The sequence below is a fragment of the Candidatus Zixiibacteriota bacterium genome, assembly GCA_036480375.1.
Taxonomy (GTDB): Bacteria; Zixibacteria; MSB-5A5; order GN15; family JAAZOE01; genus JAZGGI01.
This window is the reverse complement of record JAZGGI010000038.1, coordinates 42132-63757: the sequence shown is the minus strand read 5'-3', so window position 1 is coordinate 63757 and position 21626 is coordinate 42132. Positions and strand designations below refer to the sequence as shown.

Here is a 21626-nt window from a genome sequence, read left to right as displayed (position 1 = left end):
CCGCATTCCTTTTTTGATGACAAAACACCGATGGAGGTATATCTTGACAACATGGCGGCATAATCAACCAAACCGAATACACCTTAAATCAGCCGTCAAACTGTCCAACAAACCAGGACCACCTCTTGATGCCTCTCCGGTTAAGTGTTTACTTGTTTTCATCTAAATGGTTGTTACAGGAATCAATGGTGATTTTGTGGTGGGAATGAAGATTGATTATATTTGTTGCATAATATAAACTATAGAAGTAATTTTTGGCTAACTCACACCAAGCTGTGAGTTAGTCAAAATTATTTTATAGGGGCGAAGTTAATGGTATATATGATACTGTTGGATAATGATCAGATACCCTAACATCATGGTCATGGATTATACGGTTGTCATAAAACTCCATATCGGCAATTAATGGATGCAATGAAATAAATTTGGGCCCGGCAAATATATAATCCAAAGTTAAGGTCGGATCGACACCAAATCCCTTTGCCTTTGTACCATTTCCGAATCTAGATTTTTTCCTCTCTGCCCTAACTGTATCGATAAAATTCCTTCTTTTAATATATTGATATTCCTCAGATTCTTCTGTAAAGTTAAAATCCCCAGAAAGTATCCATAGGGGGGAATATCTATCAAAAGTTTCCCATGTACTCTCCTTACGACGTTCGCCTCGCTCTGGAAATCCTTGTTGTCTCCAAACATTATATCTTGATATAATGCCATTAAATATAATTTCGAGTTGGCCAATTCTAATATCTCTGGCAAGAGAATCTATTTCAGGAATCCCCTCCCTTTCCATCATTAGTGTTGTTAAGTGCATGTTGATTACAAAAATATCTAATGGCTTACGATCCTTAATACTAACTCCATTTTCAACTTCAGGATCATATATCAAATGCATTACCAAAGCGGCTCTTGGCTCCGTGTTTCGATCGCCGAAGTACAATCCCGATTCCAAGTGAACTTTCTCAATAAATCTCGCTTCAGATTTATTTTTCTTTAATTGGATCAGATTTGATAAATCCCATATTGGAAACATCGGTGTTCCCTTTTTTATCAACATGGCATTCCCTTGGGCAAAATACGTATTCTTGTGCCAGTCACTATCCTTTAAAATTTTATTCCATTTTGCTTTTGGGGATAAAAGATAAGAATCAATTAATATAGAGGGAAAATAATTATATCCTTTTGGCGGGTCTATCAGATCAATGGCGACACTATTGGGATCTGGAACCGCATTTGCTTTTTTTGAATCAGGTTCTTTGTATCGCACAATTTCCTGTAATGTAATCACGTCTGGTTCTAAAGCTTGCCTGGGTCGGGAAATCAATGTTCTTAAGGCGGCATTTAGTTTATTTCTATATTCTTCCCGTTTGTTCCGTTTTTTTTCTTCGAGAAACTTCGCACCACCCACATTCCAATCGAGAACTTTGAATTCCATTTTATTCCTCCACAAGGGGTAGATTTATCAATTCGTGCCCTTTTTCGAGTATTTCAAAATCAATTTCACGATATACACCATTAAATTCCCCTCGGAGTTTTTTCAATGAATTAGGATTAGGGCCATATACGAGAACGCTTCCCCCTCCGCCAGCTCCTAAAGGGAAAATAACGCAATTATTTTTTTCCGCAAAACCGTGTATTTCCCGTGCACCATTTAAATAATCCGGCGAGAGTTTCGTGCGGATTTGCTGATATCTTTTGATACATAGAGCTATCTCATCCCATTTTTTTAATCTGATAGCTTCTCTAAACTCATAGGCTATCTCTATTTTTGAGCGGTGTAGGCTATATCCTTTATTGGTTAAAAGTGCTTTTAGCCAGATGGAATTAATATTAGAACTTGCCCTAGTTGTCCCTGAATGGAATATTGCCATCCTCTTTTTCAACAATGGAAAATCTTCGGCGGATAACAGTTTTGTTCTCAACGATATTCCATATCCGCTTTCGGAATGACCAGGTATGCCCCAGGGAAACCATACATAATCGGTAATTCCTCCAAATATTACATTCGACTGCTCTTGCGTACCGGTAATACTCACCCCATATTCCTGTTCAATCCTTGATGCCATGGAAATAATTTGAATATCACTAAGAGGCCTGCATGCCAATTCATTGGCTAATATACACACTCCGGTCGTGGCAGTAGCGGACCCTCCCAGACCAGCAGATTTTATACCCGGACGCAGATTGTGTAAAACAAATTTAACGCCAGAAATATTAAAATGCTCAATTATTTTTAGAAGCCAATTTTCCCTTACCGGGATAATTTCCCCTTGGCGGCCGAAGACATCTGTACCGTATTCTATGGATTGTACACCAATTCGACCTGATTCCAAGGGCTCAGCATGTATTCTTGTCCCAGTATTTATTGTAATGCCAATTGTTCGAGGGAGTATTTTCGTCCATATCATTGCCTTGTTTGATTCAAAATCTTTCGGGATTATCGGGATGGATCCAAATGCGTGCTGAAATTCCCATAAATCTAAACTTGATCCTGGACCATCAATACGATTATATGCAATCACTGTGGGCAATGAACTATTTTCTTTGGCCTTTAGAAGACGATTATATAAATTATTTTCCATATTTTCTCGTGTTTTATAGAACTAATAAATATTACGATCGATTCTTACCGACCAACATTCTCTAAAAAATGTTTAACCAGTATCAATATATAAAATAAGTAATAAGAAATCAATATCGTTTTGGCTATTTTATCGGCCCTGTGGCCCACCCGAAAAATAAGCGGAGCGATTTTTCGGGTGGATTGCCGCAATGAGCATTTACATTTATTCAACTAATCTGACGTAATTTCCGAAATTATCCGCATATGTAAGATGATTTGGAGAAATCTATTAAATGGAACACACCCCGTCCGGTTACGCTGGGCACAACCAGGCAAGCCTGCCCTCTCAAGACAGGCGGGGGCCTGTTTTTGTCGAAACCGCAGGGGTTTCGACCTACTGGTCTGTTGGGCATGGATTCCAGCTTTCGCTGGAAAGACAATGAATATGGATTTGTTATGTCGTAATTAACACCGGTTTGATATGACCCAAAACGTTATTCTGAGGAAACAAACCCATTTTGAGGTCAATGATGACGGTTGTAGCTATGTCAGGACAACTATCGAGTTGTCCCTACAATAGTGATTTTGGCATGAGCCCGTTTGTCATACAAAAAGTAGGACGGAATTGACCTACTGCTACAAAACCAATTTCCTCACACCTTCGGTGGGGTGATGTCCAGGATGCGCAGGTATTGATGGATCTGGCTGCGGTGATGGCTGTCGTGCTCCAGTAAATGCGTAAAAATCCAGTTGCCTGAAAAGGTAAAGGTTTTGCCTTTGTGGGTGAAGCTGTATAGTTTCTCCAGGGCTTCCCGGGGCTCAGAGAAAAAACGTTCCATCCGATTCCAGTGCGCCTCGAGATGCGTCGAGACTTCTTTTTTATCCTCTATTGTCTTGTTGGTCAACTCGACGCTGATGTTTTTCTTCATCACTTCATCGTACCACCAGTCGGACGTTTCGGCAATATGAACGAAAACCTGGCCCAGAGTCATCATCCCTTCGGCCGGCGCCCAATCGAGCCTGTCGTCAGGAGTTAATCGCAAAGATTCATTAATATTGGGTCTGATATATTTGCGCCACAGCTCGATTTGTTCTTCTTTCAGGAGACATGATTTTTCTGACATTTAGCGATCCCGGTCGATTTGATTGGCCTGCAGTCATTATAATCAATTCAAAGGGGAAACAAAAGACTGATTGTGAAAATTGATTTAGAGATTTTATAGTTATTCGGAAACTTATCCGGCGCCTGTATCGTAAAGGAATAAAGATAATTGAAAATAAAATAGGGAGGTGTCATGAGGGCAATTTCATTTTTAGTCATCGTTCTGATTCTGTTATCGGTTCCCGCATTGGCCATTTACAAAGATACTCAAACGCTGTCTCTGGACGCGAGTAAGATCGAACGTCTGCGCATTAATTGCGGAGCCGGATATCTTGAAATCAAAGGCGTGGAAGGATTGAAAACGATTGAAGTCGAGGCTCGGATTGTAATCAAGGGCATTGACGACGAAGATATTGATGAATTTATCGATGATTATATGGATTTGGAATTGGAAGACAAAGGTAATTACGCGAAGTTAACCAGCCATTTTGATTATGACGGCGGTGGATTTTTCAGACGGATTGCCACCCGCGCTTTAATTGACTTAACGATTCAGGTACCGATCGAAATGGAGTTGGATATTGAAGACGGTTCGGGATTAATCGCGATTCAAAAAGTAAACGGCGATGTAGATATTGAAGACGGTTCCGGCGAGATTGGTCTTTTTGATATTGGCGGCAACATTCGTATCAATGACGGTTCGGGTGAAATTGAGATGGAGGATATAACCGGGGATATTGACCTTGACGATGGTTCCGGGGATATCAGGATAAATGTCGTCACGGGCGACATCGAAATTGATGACGGCTCGGGAGATATTCGCGTGCGAAGAGTTGACGGCAGTGTCACCGTCAGCGACGGATCGGGCGATATCAGAATTGATGATGTCACTCAGGATGTTGACGTCGAGGATGATTCATCGGGAAGCCGTCATATTACCAACGTTGAGGGAAAGGTTTATAGATAAATTTTAATTGAGCCGATTCTAATTACTGTTCACACCGATGGGATTGGTGTTTTGCATAATACCAAAGATTAATTTCGTATTGGTTTTATACCGAGAAATTTGACTATCTACTTTCGCACATATTTGGCTTGACTTGAATTTAAGTCGGGTGTACATTATCCGCAATGTCTGACGCACTAAAATGGTGTGAATCTAATCCAAAACGATTGAACGCAATTGTGTGTCAATCGTCTTAGTATAGAGCCAGATTTTCACATGACCCGTATCATAAGGGGTATTTTAGGCGGCACAATAATAAGGAATCGTTATGCTTAAACGACTTAGTGTTTTTTCTTTATATGCGGTTCTGTTCTCAATCTTACTTTTTTCACCCAAAATTTTAGCGCAATCCGAATCAACTGAATCAGTTACAGATACTCTCACGCAACCGGCATATGATTCACTGTTTTTGAGGGAACGGACACCGCAACCCGCTTTTGAAATTAATGCCTATGACAATGAAAATGATAAGGGCGATGCCATCGTAGTCAACTGGGAAAAGTCGCCGGATGACTATGAAGGCGGCAATGTCATGGAATACAAGATATTACGCAGTACGTCGCCGGATGGAGAATTCTCCGAGCTTGGCAGTACTCCGCAAGGGAATACTACGTTTACTGATTTTCAGGCGCCTACTGCTACGGAATATTATTACAAGATCGTTGCCGTGAATTTTGTCAAATCAGATGGGAACGTTTTATGGACAACGGCGAGTGAATCAGCGGTGATCGGTCCGGTGAAATCTGTTTCTCAATGGTTCAATATGAGCCGGCTGGTAATTTTCATCGGTACGATATTGCTGTCATCCTCAATCATCTATTTTATCTTTGCGGCCAAAAGCGGAAAGAAATTTTATATCCGAAAAATTGCCGGTATTGAAGAAGTGGAGAATGCTGTCGGGCGTGCCACAGAAATGGGGCGTTCAATATATTATGTTCCGGGCATTCATGATATGGATGATGTTCAAACCCTTGCCAGTATGTCAATTTTGGGAAGGGTTGCGACGATTGCCGCCGAAAATGATACCCGTATCGACGTACCGGTTTGCCGTTCTATGGTTATGGTCACGGCCAAAGAGGTCGTCAAAGAAGCATACAGCAAAGCCGGTCGCCCGGATTCCTTTATTGAAGATCAGGTCAGATATCTTACCGACGATCAGTTTGGATATGCTGCCGCTATTGACGGGCTTTTTGTGCGTGAAAAACCGGCGACTATTTTCCTGATCGGCACTTTCTTCGCGGAATCGCTTATTATGGCTGAAACCGGCAATAGTATTGGCGCTATTCAAATAGCGGGTACGGCTATGCCGGCACAATTACCGTTTTTTGTTGCTGCCTGCGACTACACTTTGATAGGTGAGGAGCTTTTTGCGGCATCGGCATATCTGACCGGTGAGCCAAAACTGCTGGGATCGCTTAAAGGTCAGGATGTGGGCAAGGTGCTATGTCTGACAGCGATTATAGTTGGTGTGATCCTGTTGGCGCTTAATCCGGAATGGAATATCTCAGGGTGGTTTGCCGCCCATTAACGAAATAGAAAATATAAGGGATTTTTGATGAGACGAGAAATACCCCTGATAATAACCTTTGTAGTCGGTGTTGCGTATGTTATATCATATTTCATACCGCATTGGCCATTTTATGAGTTTGAGAAATGGTTTACCGATTGGTTCTTAATTGTGGCCGCTTTTGCAATCTGGTTGGGTGCGCTGAATCTGCTTAAGATTTCGACTATAAAAATTTTCCGAAAGCGTCCTGATTGGCCTTACTCCGTCATAATTATAATCTCGTTTTTGATTGTCGCTATTGCCGGATTTGCGGGCGGGATAGAATTCCGAAATTCCGGTACGGCTTTTGACTGGCTTTATATCAATGTTTATACCCCGTTGTCATCAACAATGTTTGCTCTGCTGGCGTTTTTTGTGGCTTCAGCATCTTATCGGGCTTTCAGGGCTCGTAATTTTGAAGCGACTTTATTACTTTTGGCCGCGTTTTTTGTGATGCTTGGACGGGTTCCGGTCGGGGATCTTATTACGTCATGGCTTCCTTATGAATATCAAATGTCTCAATGGGCTAACTGGACTATGAATGTTCTTAATACCGCCGGACAGCGGGCAATTATGATAGGTATTGCCCTCGGATTGATTTCCAACTCTCTGCGGATTATTATCGGGCTTGAACGATCGTATCTGGGGGGTGACTGATGAATATCAGGATGAAAGAAATTATTGCAACGGTTCTGATCGCTATCTTTTTTCTTGTCTGTTACTTTGTAATAAAGGAACCGATTCAGTTTTCGCCCACGGTCACATACATCATAATGATCGTGATGGTATTGATTTTTGTTTTGATGCTTATCAGAACTTTACAGGGGAAATATGTTCAACGTCGGATAGTATTTTTATTGATTGGAATTGCGTTGCTTGTGCCGTTTTTTATGCAATTTGACCTTCCCATTCAGGTTTCAGATGAAGTTCGGGGCGTTTTTGATGGACTTGCCGCCTTACAGCCTGGTTCGACCGTGCTGGTCTCTTTTGATTATGATCCCCCTTCCGCGCCCGAATTACAACCGATGGCGGAATCCTTGATGAAATATGCTTTCGAGCATGATCTGAAGTTGATTATCATGGGGTTATGGCCAATGGGTCCGCAGCAGGCACAGCTTGCGATTGAGGCTGCATTTTTAGAAAACCCCGATTGGCGAGAACAGAAAATTGATGGTATTGATTATTGCAATCTCGGTTTTCAATCCGGGAATGAATTCGTTATTCTGCGCATGGGGGAATCGATTCGGGCAACATTCCCTCGCGATATCAATGGACACGCCTACGATTCGATTCCATTAGTGCGTAACGTCTCGAATTTTACAAATATAGATTATTCGATCAATCTTTCAGCCGGAAAACCGGGGACGATTGAGTGGGTCCAATTGGCGGTTGATCGGTTTAATCTGACAATGGGAGCCGGGAATACGGCGGTTCAGGCTCCAATGGCTTATCCTTATGTCAATTCCGGCCAATTAGTCGGATTAATGGGAGGTATGTCCGGTGCGGCTGAATTTGAATTGTTAACCGAATATACGGGTAAGGCAACTACGTTCTTATTGTCTCAATCGTTTGCGCATGTCGTGGTGATCGGCTTTATAATAATTGGTAATGTTGCCTATCTTCGCGATAAGAAAAAGAAGGAGAAAAGGTCATGAGCTGGGAGATATTTGGTGTTTGGGTGGCTGCGCTTTTGACTTTGGGCATAATCTCTTTCCTATATAAGGACAACGTATTCTACAAAGTTAGTGAGGCGATATTTGTTGGCGCATCGGCGGGTTATTGGTTTGCCGTCTATTTTTGGGATATGATGTATAAGAAATTTCTTGAACAAACCATTTTTGCGGCAGATCCTTTGATTTATCCCTGGTTTGGCCTTATTCTGGGAGTCCTTATGCTGGCCCGCCTTTTTGACAAAATTGGCTGGGTAGCCCGCTGGCCCCTTGCCTTCATAGTCGGAGCGACGGCCGGTTTATATATGATGATGTACTTTGTCTCTAACGCTATGCAGCAGGTTTCAGCAACAATTGTACCTCTTTTTGGCGGCGGGGCAGGTCTCTTTATAAACAATTTGATAATTATTGTCGGAGTCTGTTCCGGCCTGGTTTACTTTTTCTTCAGTAAAGAGCATAAAGGATTGTTTGGAGTGACCGCGAAAGTCGGTATCTGGTTTTTGATGGTCACCTTCGGCGCTTCATTCGGATATACGGTTATGAGCCGTATGTCGTTGATGTTGGGAAGACTTGATTTTCTATTTGATAGATGGCTTGGAATGCTTCCGTAATGAATAAAATCTTAATCGCACTGGCAATTGTATTATTCATCTTTACCTCTTCCGCGATTTTCGCCGAAGAAGTGACGGTTGTTGATGAGTCCTCTGATTCAACGGCTGTTGCTTTGCCAATGCCTGCGACTAATGTATCTGCCCAAAACGCTGTATATGACGCCGGAGGAATATTAAACATAACCTGGGTTAAATCCCCGGATGATCCGGCCAATATCCTCGGTTATAAACTCTATCGTTCACGAGCGAACACTGATTTTGAGCATGTTTCCGATTTAATACCCGGCCAAACATCTTATGCCGATGAGGAATTAGAAAACGATATCCTTTATCAATATAAAGTAGCCGCGTATAATTCTGCCGGTGAAGTTTTTTCGGAAGCGTCACAACCCGCCGCGGCGGCGTGGGAATTTTTCAATTTTAATCAATTGAATATTTTTATTATGGCCATTGTCGTATGCGGGGCGGTCATCGGTTTTATTATGTCAGTTAAAAGCGGCCGTAAACTGTTTATCAGAAAAATCGGTGGTTTGGAAGCTATAGAAGAGGCGGTTGGTCGCGCGACCGAAATGGGACGCCCGATTCTGTTCATAGCCGGCATTCAGGATATGGATGATGTCCAGACGTTGGCGGGGATAACTATTTTGGGGCGAGTTGCCCGAGTTGTTGCCGACTACGATAGCAAAATCAGGATGCCTGTCTCTCGCTCGCTGGTGATGACTTCGGCAAGAGAGACTATCAAAGAGGCGTATACGTCTGCCGGTCGTCCCGACGGTTATAGCGACGACATGGTTCAGTATATTACTGATGAACAGTTTGGTTATGTCGCTGCGGTTAATGGAATTATGGTTCGGGAAAAGCCGGCCACCTGTTTATATCTGGGAGCCTTTTTTGCCGAATCTTTGATTCTGGCTGAAACCGGGAATAGTATTGGAGCGATTCAAATCGCCGGAACCGCTCGTCCGGCCCAGTTGCCGTTTTTTGTCGCAGCTTGCGATTATACTCTAATTGGCGAGGAATTATTCGCCGCATCGGCCTATCTATCCGGAGATCCCAAGCAATTAGGATCTTTAAAAGGTCAGGATATTGGAAAAATTGTAGCAATGTGCGGCATATTACTGGGGACAATGGCGATTACTTTAGCTAACGCCTGGGATCTTGAATCAATGCAATGGCTTCTGGATGTGTTAGACGCGATATTTGCCACTAATTAGCGGAGTAAGTATTAACAAATGAAACGCATAATACCGGTCATTATAACATCTGTCGTTGGAATTGTTTTGATCCTTTCGGTCTTTTTCCCTATGGCCCAGACCATAGGCGAAGATTTCTCACTTTTCTTTGATATAATAGCGGTTTTCGCGTTTTTTCTCGGCGGCGGTAATTTGGTTCGCATTCATATAATAAAAGTGTATCGTAAACGCCCCGACTGGGGGTTTTCAATCGTAACCCTGACCGGTTTTTTCCTGACTTTAGTTTTCGGCATGCTAAAAGTCGGCGGCGAAAACATCGCCACTTCGGTTATTGCCGAAGGAACGGTATTAAAAATTATTTTTGATAATGTTATTGCTCCGCTATCGGCTACAATGTACTCTCTCCTGGCGTTTTTTGTCGCATCGGCCTCTTATCGGGCATTTCGCGCCAAGAATCGAGAAGCCACAATACTTCTCATTGCGGCATTTATAATTCTATTGGGACGAACACCCCTGGGGATGGCTCTTACCGGCTGGATTCCCGAGTCGTTTTCCGTTCTGCAAATTCCAAATTTGGCCGTTTGGATCATGAACGGTCCAAATTTGGCCGGGCAGAGGGCGATCTTAATCGGTGTTGGACTGGGCGTAGTGTCGATGTCACTCAGGTTGATATTAGGAATGGAACGAACCTATCTCGGGAGTGATAATGACTAATATCGGCTCGATAATATCCATAGTCGGAGTTCTGATTGGTTTATTGATCATCCTGATTTATTCCCTTAAGGGTCGAGATATAGACCGACGTGTAATTTTCCTGTTTATATTTTTATCCGTCGCCTTCGCGATCCTTTTCAATATTGAATTTAAGGAAAGTCCCACACCAATCGTCAGGGCTGTTTTTGATAAAATAGAAAATATGCCGCCGGGATCAAGAGTTTTGCTGTCTTTTGATTATGATCCGGCGATGAAACCTGAAGTAGGCCCGATGGCGAACTCGTTTGTCAGGCATTGTATGGCCAAAGGCCATAAACTATATTTGATGACGCTCTGGGCTACCGGACATGCTCTTATGATCGAGAGCATTGAGGAAGTTTTAAAACCGGAATTTCCCGATGCGGTTTACGGCACCGATTATACGTCGCTCAGTTTTAAGGCCGGTGGAGTCGGCGTGTTGAATGTCATCGTTACCGATTTCCAGAAAATGTATCCGACCGATGACAATAATACCGAATTATCTGAATTGCCAATCTTTGAAGGTGTTAAGTCAGCGACCAACATGGATTTGATTTTACCTATCGGAGGCGGTTTTCCGGGGCCAAAAGAATGGATATTATTTATCGGTGATCCCGGAAATGTTCCGGTAGCGCCGGGATTAGCGGCAGTTGTGGCTCCGCAGATATATCCTTATTATCCCAAACAAGCGATCGGACTTTTGGGAGGAGTTAAGGGAGCCGCCGAATATGAATCGGAGTTAAGACAAAGGTATCCTCAATTTCAGGATTCCGAAGCGACCGCTTTGAAAATGATGGGGCCGCAGACGATGGCGCATATAGTTGTCATGGCTTTTATCATAATAGGAAATATTTCATACTTCCGCAGCCGAAGGAAAAATATCGATGCGTAAAGGACCTGTTATTGTAGTCGCGGTTGTGGCGGTATTATTTATTATCAGCCTGATTTCCAGGATGTCCGGCGTACCGGAGGGGACATCGACATTTGAATCGTTGGCGTCGGCATTCTGGGTAACCTTTGCGGCATTTTTGACACTGGCAGTGATGTCATTTCTTTATAAGGACAATCCCTTTTATAAATTCGCGGAGCATCTTTATGTTGGCGTTTCGGCCGCTTATTGGATGTGTCTCGGTTTCTGGACGACTCTGGTAGGGAATTTATTTCCGCGCGTATCGGAGACATTGAGTAATTGGTTTGAGGTTCCGTACGCGGGATTTCATCCGCATTATTTAATTCCGCCGGCGCTGGGAATTATCCTGCTGATGCGATTGTCTCCCAAAGGCGGCTGGATATCAAGATGGGCCCTGGCCTTTATCGTTGGCACTACGGCCGGTTTGAATTTGCCGCGATTTTTAAGATCGGATTTTATATCACAGATTTCATCGACCTTTATGCCATTGTTTGTCCAGTGGCAGGGCTTTGGTCATTTCTTCTCAAATCTTTCTCTCTCGGCGTCCGGTCAATTAGTGGGAATGCTAAGCAATCTCGTGATTTTCGTGGGTGTATTCTGTGGAATAATATATTTCTACTTCAGCAAAGAGCATAAAGGGGCTTTTGGTGTTGGTTCTCGTTTTGGGATATGGATTCTGATGGTAACCTTTGGCGCTTCTTTCGGATATACGGTGATGGGACGAATTTCGCTACTGGTCGGACGCCTGACGTTTTTGCTCGATGACTGGCTGGGACTGATTCAATAGAAGACAAATTAAGATAAGATAGATAATGAGTGGAGTTATGATGAAAAACAAGTTTTTACTGTTTATCATGGTGCTTCTGGTAATTCCTATCGCCGGATGGGGTCAGGATGAAACGGAGCCCGATGGCGTTGTCGAATCCGTACCTCCGGCGCCGCCCACTAATTTAAGCGCGTTTGATACTCCCAATGACAATGGTCATTCAATATCGTTGCAATGGGATTTGTCGGCCGATGATGTTGAGGGAAATTTAGATTTTGCTGGTTATCGTATTTTGCGGGCGGAATCACCGGATGGACCTTATGAGATTCGAAAAGATTCTATCCCGCGGGGAACGATGTCGGAGCGGGATAGCGGTGTCAAAGAATCCGATAATCAGGACTATTTCCCAAGAGAAAAAGATTTTTGGTATAAAGTAGTCACCCTGCATAAAAACGGTAATGCTGAATCTGAAGTTTTTGGACCGGTACGGGCCGTGGGCCAGCTTTACAACTGGGGTAAAACGCCTGTTGCCGCCGCTGTAATTCTGTTTACAGTCTTTACGTTATTTTTTATCCAGAAAGCACGGGCCGGCGCGGAATTATATGTACGCCCACTGGCGGGAATTGATGCTGTTGACGAGGCGATTGGTCGTGCTACGGAAATGGGCAAACCGATTCTCTATGTCTTGGGATTGGGTACTGCCGCTGACGTCGCGACTATCGCGTCGTTTACCATCCTGAGCCGTGTGGCCAAAAAAGTCGCCGAATATCAGACGTCTCTGATTGTTCCCTGTTATGATCCCATCGTTATGACGGTCGCGCAGGAAACGGTTAAGACAGCATACTATGATGCCGGACGCCCCGATGCTTACCATGAAGACGATGTTTTCTTCGTTACTAATCAGCAGTTCGCATACGTTGGCGGTGTCAACGGAATCATGATTCGAGAAAAGCCAGCGACGAATTTTTATCTCGGCAAGTTTTACGCCGAATCTCTCATCCTGGCCGAAACCGGATCGGCAACGGGGTCAATTCAAATTGCCGGTACCGATGAAGTGACCCAGATTCCGTTTTTTGTCGTTGCCTGCGATTATACTCTTATCGGTGAGGAGCTATATGCCGCTTCGGCGTATCTCGGTCGCGAACCGATTTTGCTCGGTTCTCTGAAAGGTCAGGACTACTGCAAAGCTCTGGTTATTATCAGCATATTACTGGGAGTCATCGCGGCTATATTCAACTGGGACGGCTTCATGAACCTTTTTACGGTCGGTAATTAGGAGGATACGAATTATGAAAAGAGAAATTCCTCTAATGATTGTCTTTGTTACCGGCCTGTTTATGGCGGTACAATTTTTTGTTCCTCATAGCAAGTCGGAATTCGTTTATGAATTTGTGATGGAATGGACAATCATTATCGGTATTTTCGCGCTGGCTCTGGGAATATGGTCAATTGTAAGAGTTTCAGCTAATAAAATAAAAAGAAGAGCGGAAAACTGGCAGTATGCGATAATTATCTTAGCCGGATTAATAAGTATGCCGATCTTCGCTCTTACTGGCGGATTGGAATCATATATGTGGCGGCATTTTTTCAACTATATAATAATGCCTCTTCACGCTACGATGTTTTCGCTTTTGGCGTTCTTTATCGCCTCGGCGGCATTCAGGGCTTTCCGGGCACACTCACTTCTGGCTTCAGTTTTACTTTTTTCCGCCATAATTATTATGCTGAGATTTAACCCATTTTTGGGATTTTTGGGCGAACCGATCGGTGATCTGGCCGCCTGGATTCTAAACGTGCCCAATATGGCCGCCAAACGAGCGATCATTATCGGAATTGGTCTGGGCATGGTTGGAACCGCTCTCAAGGTTATCCTTGGTATCGAACGAACCTATATGGGTAGTGATTGAGGGAGAATGACGCATGAACATTTTTGAAAAAATAGCAAAACTCGATAGAAGATGGATTTATCTGATTCTTGCCGCTGTTGTTGTCATTACTATTCTGGTTAAATTCGAATCACCTCTCAGAGTTAATCCAGAGGTTCGTTCGATCTTTAACTTTGTTGAGGGGCTTGAGGAAGATCAGTATATTCATTTCGCGATGGATTATGATCCCGGTTCCATGGCCGAACTGCATCCCATGACTTACGCTATCATGGAACAGACTTTGGCCAAAGGGGTCAAAATAATAATTACTGCATTATCTCCAAATGGTCCGGGAATGGCCGAATCAGCCATGCTTGAAATTATGGATTCGGTTCGAGTAAAATACGGGCGAGAGCTTATTTATGGTGAGGATGTTGTTTTCCTGGGATATAAGGCATATCCTGGAATCGTTATCCTGAGCATGGGGCAAAATTACAGGTTATCCTTCCCCAGTGATTATTATAATACGTCCACGGACAGTATTCCTATGATGGATGGCATTATCAATTACGATAATGTTGAAGGTATTATTTTAATCACGGGAACCAGCGGCATTGATTTTTGGCTTGCTTATGCCAACGGAAGATATAATGCCAGACTTGCGGCCGGTCTGACCGGCGTATCCGCGGCTGATTATTATCCTTATCTCAGGTCAGGCCAGTTATTCGGTCTTATGGGAGGTATGCTCGGCGCCGCGGAATATGAAACGCTGCTCCGTGAACCGGGAGACAAACCGGGGCCGGCAATGGAGGCCATGCGGGTTCAAGTTTGGGCCCATATTACAATCATTATCTTTATTCTGATTGGAAATATTGGCTACTTTGTTTCTAAGAGGAAAGGAGGGATGCGCTGATGGATTGGGGAACCTATCTTTGGACTACTCTCGGTGTCTGTCTCACTTTAAGCACTTTTTCATTCCTTTATAGAGACAATCCGTTTTATAAATTTTCCGAGAGTTTATTTGTCGGTGTATCAGCCGGTTATTTTTCGATGCTACTGGTATATAATAATCTAATACCAAACCTATTTGATAAAATCTGGGTTGGTCAACCCTGGTGGCAGATCTGGGGCGGGCAATGGTGGTACATATTTCCGGGAATCCTCGGATTACTTATGTGGTTTCGTTTCTCCAAAAAGAAAGCCTGGATTTCTCGCTACCCGATTGCTTTTTATATCGGTATTGCCACTGGTGTCGCTATCCCGACGGAAATGCAAAACAGGGTTAGTCGTCAATTGGCCGATACTGTTAATATTGTTTTTGATATCAAGACACATTTCGCCCAGGGATTTTGGGTAGGATTTGAAGATGTTGTGATTATCCTCGGAGTCGTTACGGGATTATTTTACTTCTTTTTCTCAGTGGCTCATAAGGGTACCTTCGGAGGTGTCGCCAAATTCGGAATTTATATTTTAATGATAGGCTTTGGCGCATCATTCGGATATACAGTTATGGCACGTATTTCACTATTTATCCAAAGAGTACAATATATTCGTGACTGGGTATCGGCCGGATTCGAAGGCGGAGGAGGCATGACAACCGTTGTCTGGGTAACGACCCTGATATTGGTATTGTTAATTATTCTTGAGATCATTCGCCACATGCAAAAGAAATCATCACAGGCGCCGGCATAGTATCTTAAAAATAGGTCATATGAAAAATCCCGTTTTCGAGCGGGGTTTTTTTTTATATAATTTTTTTGAATTTTTCTCGAAAAAAACCAAAAAAAATAGTTGAATAGTGTTTTAACAACGTATTATATTAAAACTACGAAGGCGGGGAGACAGATTTACATCTGTGCCTTCCGAGTTCAAAGTTTAATCCTGTAAAAAGAATCAGAGGGAATGTGTCTTTAACATTTGATAAGCAATTGCCGGATCGGGAGTTGTGGTGATGGCCGTAAGTTGTTGTAATGGAGTTGGTTACAGGGATTTCGCTTTATTCGGCGAACTAACTTATTTGACCACAATATGATATGAAACAAGTTTTTTCAAAAAAGCGAAAATATTTCTTGACAAATGCTGTCTATTTTTTTAATATAGTCGCTGTGGGAATTCCTTGTAATATGAAGACTTACGAGTTATCAGGAGTAATGTGGAGTTTTCTAACCAAGGCAAAAGTGAGGTGAAGAATGGCACGGAAGACTGATTCTTCTACCACAAAAACAATGAAGGGTAAATTATCAACGGCTGAAGCCCGCAGGGAGTATCAGCGCCGCTATTATCAGATGCATAAGGAGAAGGCTAAGGAATATCAGCGGTTGTACAATTTGACCCATAAGAAGAAAAGAGGGGGGCGTGGCAAAGCCAATTTTGACTGTCCTCGCGAGGCAAGCCGCCAGACCTTTAACACCTGTGATTTAATGAATTCACCGGTAGAAAAGACTGTTAAGATGCTGGAGAAAATTATCTCCGGTGAACGGCTTTTTACAATGTAATTAATACTCTTCTTTTATCGATTTATTATATGGATGGAATTTCTTGTGGTTTTAGCTGATAGGGGATAGTATCTCTAAATTGGCTGGTGGGACTGGTGTGAATTAAAAACTAAATAAGGGACGGGAAGGGAATTTGAGTTGAGTTATACCTGAAATTGTATTTTTACACCCCATAATTGGATTTTTACGGCTTGTTTTTGCCTTTAGACTTGTAAACTGCTCATAATTTTTGTAAATACTGTCTCAAACTATAAACGATTTACGGAGATTAAGAAAATGGCGAAGACAATACAGACAAAAAAGGCCAGTAAGACTAAACCTAAATTTATCTATTTCTTTGGCGGCGGCAAGGCTGAGGGTAAGGGAGATATGAAAGATATCCTCGGCGGAAAAGGTGCCGGCCTGGCCGAAATGACCAATATTAAAATTCCTGTCCCGCCGGGATTTACAATTACAACCGAAGCCTGTCTGGCCTATTATGAAAATAATATGAACCTGCCTTCTGAATTTGAAAAGGAAATGAAATTATACATGGCCAAAGTCGAGAAACTAATGGGAGCCAAATTTGGCGATCCCAAAAATCCACTTTTGGTATCGGTCCGTTCGGGAGCCAAATTCTCAATGCCGGGCATGATGGATACGGTTTTGAATCTGGGATTAAACGAGGAAACCATGAAGGGTTTTATAGCCAAGACCGGTGATGAGCGTTTTGGTTATGATAATTATCGGCGCTTCATGTCGATGTTTGGAAATGTGGTTCTTGGTATTGATAAAGATGTCTTTGAGGGAGTAATCACCAGGAAGAAAAAAGACAAACGGATCAAGCAGGATAGTTCGCTGCAGGTGAAAGACCTTCAGGATATTGTCAAGAGATTTAAGAAAATCATATTGAAGAAAACCGGAGAGCCCTTTCCCGAGGATCCTTATAAACAACTGGTGCTGTCGCGCGACGCGGTTTTTCGTTCCTGGAATAATCCCCGGGCGATTAGCTACCGCCGTCTGAATAATATTCCATCGAATCTGGGGACCGCCGTAAACGTGCAGGTTATGGTTTATGGAAATATGGGAAATACTTCCGGTACCGGTGTTGGATTTACCCGCGATCCGGGCAGCGGCAAAAAAGTTTTTTATGGTGAGTATCTGCTTAATGCCCAGGGTGAAGATGTTGTGGCCGGTATTCGTACTCCATCACCAATTAGTCAGCTAAAAGCGGACATGCCGAATGTTTATAAACAATTGAAAGAAATCACGGATCGTCTTGAAGCACATTATCGCGATGTTCAGGATTTTGAGTTTACCATTCAGGAAGGCAAACTATTTATGCTTCAGACCCGAGCCGGTAAGCGTACGATTCAGGCAGCCCTTAAAATTGCGACCGACATGGTCAAAGAAGGTTTGATATCCGAAGAGGAAGCCTTGATGCGCATCGAGCCGACTCAGTTGGATCATCTTTTGCATCCTCGTCTGGATCCCAAGGTGAAATATACTTCAGTTGCTACCGGTTTGGCGGCTTCTCCGGGTGCTGGTTCTGGTTTCGTTGTCTTTACTGCCGAGGATGCGGTCAATGTTTCAACCAAGAAAAAATGTATTCTTGTCAGACAGGAAACCAACCCGGATGATATCGAAGGCATGAACGCCGCCGCCGGAATTTTGACCAGTCGGGGCGGTATGACATCACATGCCGCCGTTGTAGCGCGCGGTATGGGTAAACCGTGCGTGGCCGGTTGCGAAAAGATTCGTGTTGACGAAGCCAAAAAGCGATTTCATATTGGTCGCCTTATCATAAAAGAAGGCGAAGTCATCACCATCAACGGCTCGACCGGTGAAGTAATCATCGGCGAAGTGTCCACGATCGAACCGGAATTATCGGGCGAATTTGCCGAACTGATGGAATGGGCCGATAAGTATCGGAAATTGGGCGTTCGGACAAACGCCGATACGCCGGCTGATTCTGTTAAGGCTATTAAATTTGGCGCCGAGGGGATCGGCCTTTGCCGCACCGAACATATGTTTTTCTCCGAGGAGCGTTTGCCGATCGTGCAGGAAATGATTCTTGCCGAGACCACCGAAGAGCGGCAGGCCGCCCTTGATAAGCTGCTTCCATTTCAGAAAGACGATTTCAAGAAGATCTTTGCGGCCATGCAGGGTTATCCGGTAACTATCAGAACGCTTGATCCGCCATTGCATGAATTCCTTCCGAGTCGGGAAGATGTCGAGGCACGCATTGGAATGCTCGATAAGGCCGACGAGGAATATGAGGAGAAACTGGAAAAGATCGAAAAGATGCTGGATCGGATAGATGAGCTTCGGGAAATGAATCCTATGCTGGGTCATCGCGGCTGCCGATTGGGTATCGTTTATCCTGAGATCACAGAAATGCAGGTCCGAGCGATTCTTGAAGCGGCTAATGAATTGACCAAGAAAGGCAAAAAAGTCTACCCGGAAATCATGATTCCGTTGATTGGTCATATCAATGAATTCAAGAATCAGAAGGAAGTCGTGGAACGCATCGCTCTCGAAATCACCAGTCGTAAGAAATCCAAGCTTAACTATCTGGTTGGAACAATGATTGAAATTCCGCGAGCGGCTTTAACCGCTGATGAAATCGCGGAAGAAGCGCAATTCTTCTCATTCGGAACCAATGATTTGACACAGATGTCAATGGGATTCTCTCGAGATGATGCCGGTAAGTTCCTCAATTATTACGTTGAGAAAGGCATATTGCCTGTCGATCCGTTTGTATCATTGGATACGATCGGTGTCGGCCAGCTGGTGAAGATGGGATTCGAGAAAGGCCGCGGTGTCAATCCCGAATTGAAAATCGGTATCTGCGGTGAGCACGGAGGCGACCCGGCCTCGATTCAGTTCTTTCATGAAGTCGGACTCGACTATGTTTCCTGTTCTCCTTTCAGAGTCCCGATTGCTCGACTGGTAGCTGCTCAGGCGACCCTGAGAGATAAGGATACGCTGGCCAAACCAACGGGTAAAAAGAAAGCAGCCAAAAAGTCGGCGGCAAAGAAAACGGCCACGGCAAAAGCTCCGGCCAAAAAGAAACCTGCCGCAAAAGTTGCTTCCAGGAAGAAAACCGCCAGGAGCAAGATTAAAACAATCAAGGGCGGCGCGAAAAAACCGGCTTTGAAGAAGGCGGCGGCTAAGAAAACGGGAATCAAAAAGAAAAAATAATAGGGTTCCTTAAATATAATAAAAAACGTCCCGATGGATAAATCGGGACGTTTTTTTTGAGGAGGTTATTTATTTATCTCAATTCGTTTGTAAGATAGCTTTGTGTCTCCGAGTTTATGATATGTTCGCATTTCTTTGCGCCACTGTGACATTAACTTCGCGGCCCGATCATCGGTCATTGATGTTATCCAAATCGACGCCAATAAATTATCTTCAGTTATGTCAAATATCAAATTGTCCGCGGCGCGATATGAGCAGCTAATCTTTTGTTTTAAAAATGTCAATCTGGCCCAGGAAAAATCTTTATCGGTTTCGATTTTTCGACATCTGATTCTATCGCGGAAACGAATGAATCTTATATCAGCAAATTCAAACGGCGATGAATAATTAAGAGAATTATTAATCTCCCACTGACGACGGGGAGTTTTAATTTGCAGGAATAAAAGTCGTCCTTCGGGATCAATATCTAAATTGGCGAGAGGTTGCTTATTATTATTTTTATTTTTAATACTCGAATCCGGGATTGAATCCAAATATGAATAAAAACGTCCCGATGGGTAAATCGGGACGTATAACACGTCTTCTTCAATTTGATAAAAACCCCGGCAGAAATATCTATTATCAGCCGGAATTCTTATACTTAGTTCAATATGATCGTCGCCGGTCAATTTTGTTCTTTTTGCCACCGTTCGATCTTATCTTTGACCTGCTCATGCTGAACCGACCCGGGAAATTGCTCCTGGATTATGATATAATACTCGAGGGCCTTTTCATTGTTGTCCATTTTTTCATAAGAGCGGCCAATTTTAAAATACGCTGATGATATTTTTTCGGATTCGGGATAACCGTCAATAAGCTTAGTATATTCCTCGATAGCCCGTTCATTCATTTCCATCTCATAATAGCATTCGGCAATCCAATACTGGCTGTTGTCAAGTAGATTCCCCTCGGGGCAGAACTTGATATAATCTGAAAATCCCGAAAGAGCCAGATCATACTGGCCGCGACGCATATCCTTGAAGGCCTGATCCCACAGTTCGGTACAATCTACCGATGAGATCGTTTCAACTTCGGTAGTGTCGTCTGCCCGGGAGGTCGTATCTTCTGCCGGTGGGGGTTGCTGAACAACCTGTGGCTGTATCGGTTGCATGGCCACGCGTTGAGAGAAGTTATAAATCATCTGGTTGAGGTCGTTAAGCTGATTCTGCAATTGATTGAGTTGTTCGTTCAAATCCTCAACCGAAGATCGCATATCGACCCGGAGACGATTATCCTGCTCGGCACTCGAAGCAATCAATGAATCAATGGCATCAATCTTGGCTTTCAGTAGTCTTTGGTCGGCGCGGATCTGATTGACCTTTTCCTCAACCCGCAAAACATCCTGTTTGGTGGCGCATCCCGAGAATAAAAGTATCAGACTAAAAAGGGATACCACGAGGAGGTATCCCTTTATGCGTTTTTCTTTTCGCATATTCATCAATCCGATTACTTCAAGATGATTCGGAATTCGGCCCGACGGTTTTTGGCCCAGGCTTCTTCGTTGCTTCCCGTGATGGCCGGGCGTTCTTTGCCATAACTAACAATTTCGATGCGGTCGGCGCTGATACCAAGACCGACTAAATATTCCCTGACCGAATTTCCTCGTTTGTCGCCCAGCGCCAAGTTATACTCGACCGTACCTCGTTCGTCACAGTGCCCTTCGATTTTAACGACTGCGTCGGCGAACTCGTTCATCACCTCGGCGTTATTATCGAGATTCGCCTTTTGGTCGCCGCGAATATTGTACTTGTCAAAATCGAAATAAATAACGACAAAGTCGGATTCTTTAATCTCCGGCGGCGGTGGTGGTGGCGGCGGCGGTGGCGGTGTCGTATCAACTACCGCGACCGGCGGTTCCTCGGGCGGTGGGGGAGGTTTGCTCCCGCAGCCATAAACGGCCAACATGATAATTAATAGCCCGCAAATGAGCAGTAATTTTTTCATT

21 protein-coding genes are annotated in these 21626 nt (G+C 43.6%); 15 read left to right on the top strand and 6 right to left on the bottom strand.

Annotation, left to right across the window (positions count from 1 at the left end; genetic code table 11):
- Positions 1-295: 295 nt before the first annotated feature.
- The 3 genes from V3V99_12355 to V3V99_12345 form a co-directional block, all read right to left on the bottom strand.
- Positions 296-1435: a hypothetical protein gene (locus tag V3V99_12355; GenBank protein ID MEE9443448.1), complete on the bottom strand. Its 1140-nt coding sequence runs from the start codon at positions 1433-1435 to the stop codon at positions 296-298.
- A gap of 1 nt (position 1436) precedes the next feature.
- Entirely contained in the window at positions 1437-2582 is a 1146-nt protein-coding gene (locus tag V3V99_12350; protein ID MEE9443447.1) for a GHMP kinase, read from the bottom strand.
- A 634-nt stretch (positions 2583-3216) separates the two neighbouring features.
- Positions 3217-3687: a DinB family protein gene (locus tag V3V99_12345; GenBank protein ID MEE9443446.1), complete on the bottom strand. Its 471-nt coding sequence runs from the start codon at positions 3685-3687 to the stop codon at positions 3217-3219.
- A 171-nt stretch (positions 3688-3858) separates the two neighbouring features.
- On the opposite strand from V3V99_12345, the gene V3V99_12340 reads away from it, so the two are divergent.
- From V3V99_12340 to ppdK, 15 genes are all read left to right on the top strand, one after another.
- Positions 3859-4632, top strand: a complete 774-nt coding sequence (locus V3V99_12340) for a DUF4097 family beta strand repeat-containing protein (protein MEE9443445.1) — start codon at positions 3859-3861, stop codon at positions 4630-4632.
- A gap of 307 nt (positions 4633-4939) precedes the next feature.
- Positions 4940-6199: a fibronectin type III domain-containing protein gene (locus V3V99_12335; GenBank protein MEE9443444.1), complete on the top strand. Its 1260-nt coding sequence runs from the start codon at positions 4940-4942 to the stop codon at positions 6197-6199.
- A gap of 27 nt (positions 6200-6226) precedes the next feature.
- The gene (locus V3V99_12330) at positions 6227-6874 is read left to right on the top strand and encodes a hypothetical protein (GenBank protein MEE9443443.1); all 648 of its coding nucleotides are present in this window, start codon (positions 6227-6229) and stop codon (positions 6872-6874) included.
- Positions 6874-7872 (top strand): hypothetical protein, encoded by a 999-nt coding sequence (locus V3V99_12325; protein MEE9443442.1) that lies wholly within the window; start codon positions 6874-6876, stop codon positions 7870-7872. The genes V3V99_12330 and V3V99_12325 overlap by 1 nt, the downstream gene beginning before the upstream one ends.
- A complete protein-coding gene (locus tag V3V99_12320; protein MEE9443441.1) occupies positions 7869-8498 on the top strand; it encodes a hypothetical protein in 630 nt (209 codons plus the stop codon). The genes V3V99_12325 and V3V99_12320 overlap by 4 nt, the downstream gene beginning before the upstream one ends.
- Positions 8498-9712 carry a fibronectin type III domain-containing protein gene (locus tag V3V99_12315; protein MEE9443440.1) on the top strand — a complete coding sequence of 405 codons (1215 nt, stop codon included), beginning with the start codon at positions 8498-8500 and terminating at the stop codon, positions 9710-9712. Before V3V99_12320 ends, V3V99_12315 begins: the two co-directional genes overlap by 1 nt.
- An 18-nt stretch (positions 9713-9730) precedes the next feature.
- Positions 9731-10405 (top strand): hypothetical protein, encoded by a 675-nt coding sequence (locus tag V3V99_12310; GenBank protein MEE9443439.1) that lies wholly within the window; start codon positions 9731-9733, stop codon positions 10403-10405.
- Positions 10398-11315, top strand: a complete 918-nt coding sequence (locus V3V99_12305) for a hypothetical protein (GenBank protein MEE9443438.1) — start codon at positions 10398-10400, stop codon at positions 11313-11315. The genes V3V99_12310 and V3V99_12305 overlap by 8 nt, the downstream gene beginning before the upstream one ends.
- Positions 11308-12120 carry a hypothetical protein gene (locus tag V3V99_12300; GenBank protein MEE9443437.1) on the top strand — a complete coding sequence of 271 codons (813 nt, stop codon included), beginning with the start codon at positions 11308-11310 and terminating at the stop codon, positions 12118-12120. Before V3V99_12305 ends, V3V99_12300 begins: the two co-directional genes overlap by 8 nt.
- Before the next feature lie 37 nt (positions 12121-12157).
- Positions 12158-13375 (top strand): DUF6754 domain-containing protein, encoded by a 1218-nt coding sequence (locus tag V3V99_12295; GenBank protein ID MEE9443436.1) that lies wholly within the window; start codon positions 12158-12160, stop codon positions 13373-13375.
- A 13-nt stretch (positions 13376-13388) separates the two neighbouring features.
- Entirely contained in the window at positions 13389-14006 is a 618-nt protein-coding gene (locus tag V3V99_12290; GenBank protein ID MEE9443435.1) for a hypothetical protein, read from the top strand.
- 13 nt (positions 14007-14019) lie between these two features.
- On the top strand, positions 14020-14877 hold the full coding sequence (locus tag V3V99_12285) for a hypothetical protein (GenBank protein ID MEE9443434.1): 858 nt from the start codon (positions 14020-14022) through the stop codon (positions 14875-14877).
- A complete protein-coding gene (locus tag V3V99_12280) occupies positions 14877-15656 on the top strand; it encodes a hypothetical protein (protein ID MEE9443433.1) in 780 nt (259 codons plus the stop codon). The genes V3V99_12285 and V3V99_12280 overlap by 1 nt, the downstream gene beginning before the upstream one ends.
- A gap of 497 nt (positions 15657-16153) precedes the next feature.
- Positions 16154-16459, top strand: coding sequence for a hypothetical protein (locus V3V99_12275; protein ID MEE9443432.1), 306 nt, complete (start codon positions 16154-16156; stop codon positions 16457-16459).
- Positions 16460-16735: 276 nt separating this feature from the next.
- Positions 16736-19642, top strand: a complete 2907-nt coding sequence (ppdK, locus tag V3V99_12270; protein MEE9443431.1) for a pyruvate, phosphate dikinase — start codon at positions 16736-16738, stop codon at positions 19640-19642.
- A 65-nt stretch (positions 19643-19707) separates the two neighbouring features.
- Here the strand turns inward: ppdK and V3V99_12265 are convergent, their stop codons facing one another.
- The 3 genes from V3V99_12265 to pal are packed head-to-tail and all read right to left on the bottom strand — an operon-like array spanning position 19708 to position 21625.
- Positions 19708-20328, bottom strand: coding sequence for a hypothetical protein (locus tag V3V99_12265; GenBank protein ID MEE9443430.1), 621 nt, complete (start codon positions 20326-20328; stop codon positions 19708-19710).
- The gene (locus V3V99_12260; GenBank protein ID MEE9443429.1) at positions 20307-21113 is read right to left on the bottom strand and encodes a tetratricopeptide repeat protein; all 807 of its coding nucleotides are present in this window, start codon (positions 21111-21113) and stop codon (positions 20307-20309) included. Before V3V99_12260 ends, V3V99_12265 begins: the two co-directional genes overlap by 22 nt.
- A 14-nt stretch (positions 21114-21127) precedes the next feature.
- The gene (gene pal, locus V3V99_12255; protein MEE9443428.1) at positions 21128-21625 is read right to left on the bottom strand and encodes a peptidoglycan-associated lipoprotein Pal; all 498 of its coding nucleotides are present in this window, start codon (positions 21623-21625) and stop codon (positions 21128-21130) included.
- Between the last annotated feature and the right edge of the window lies 1 nt (position 21626).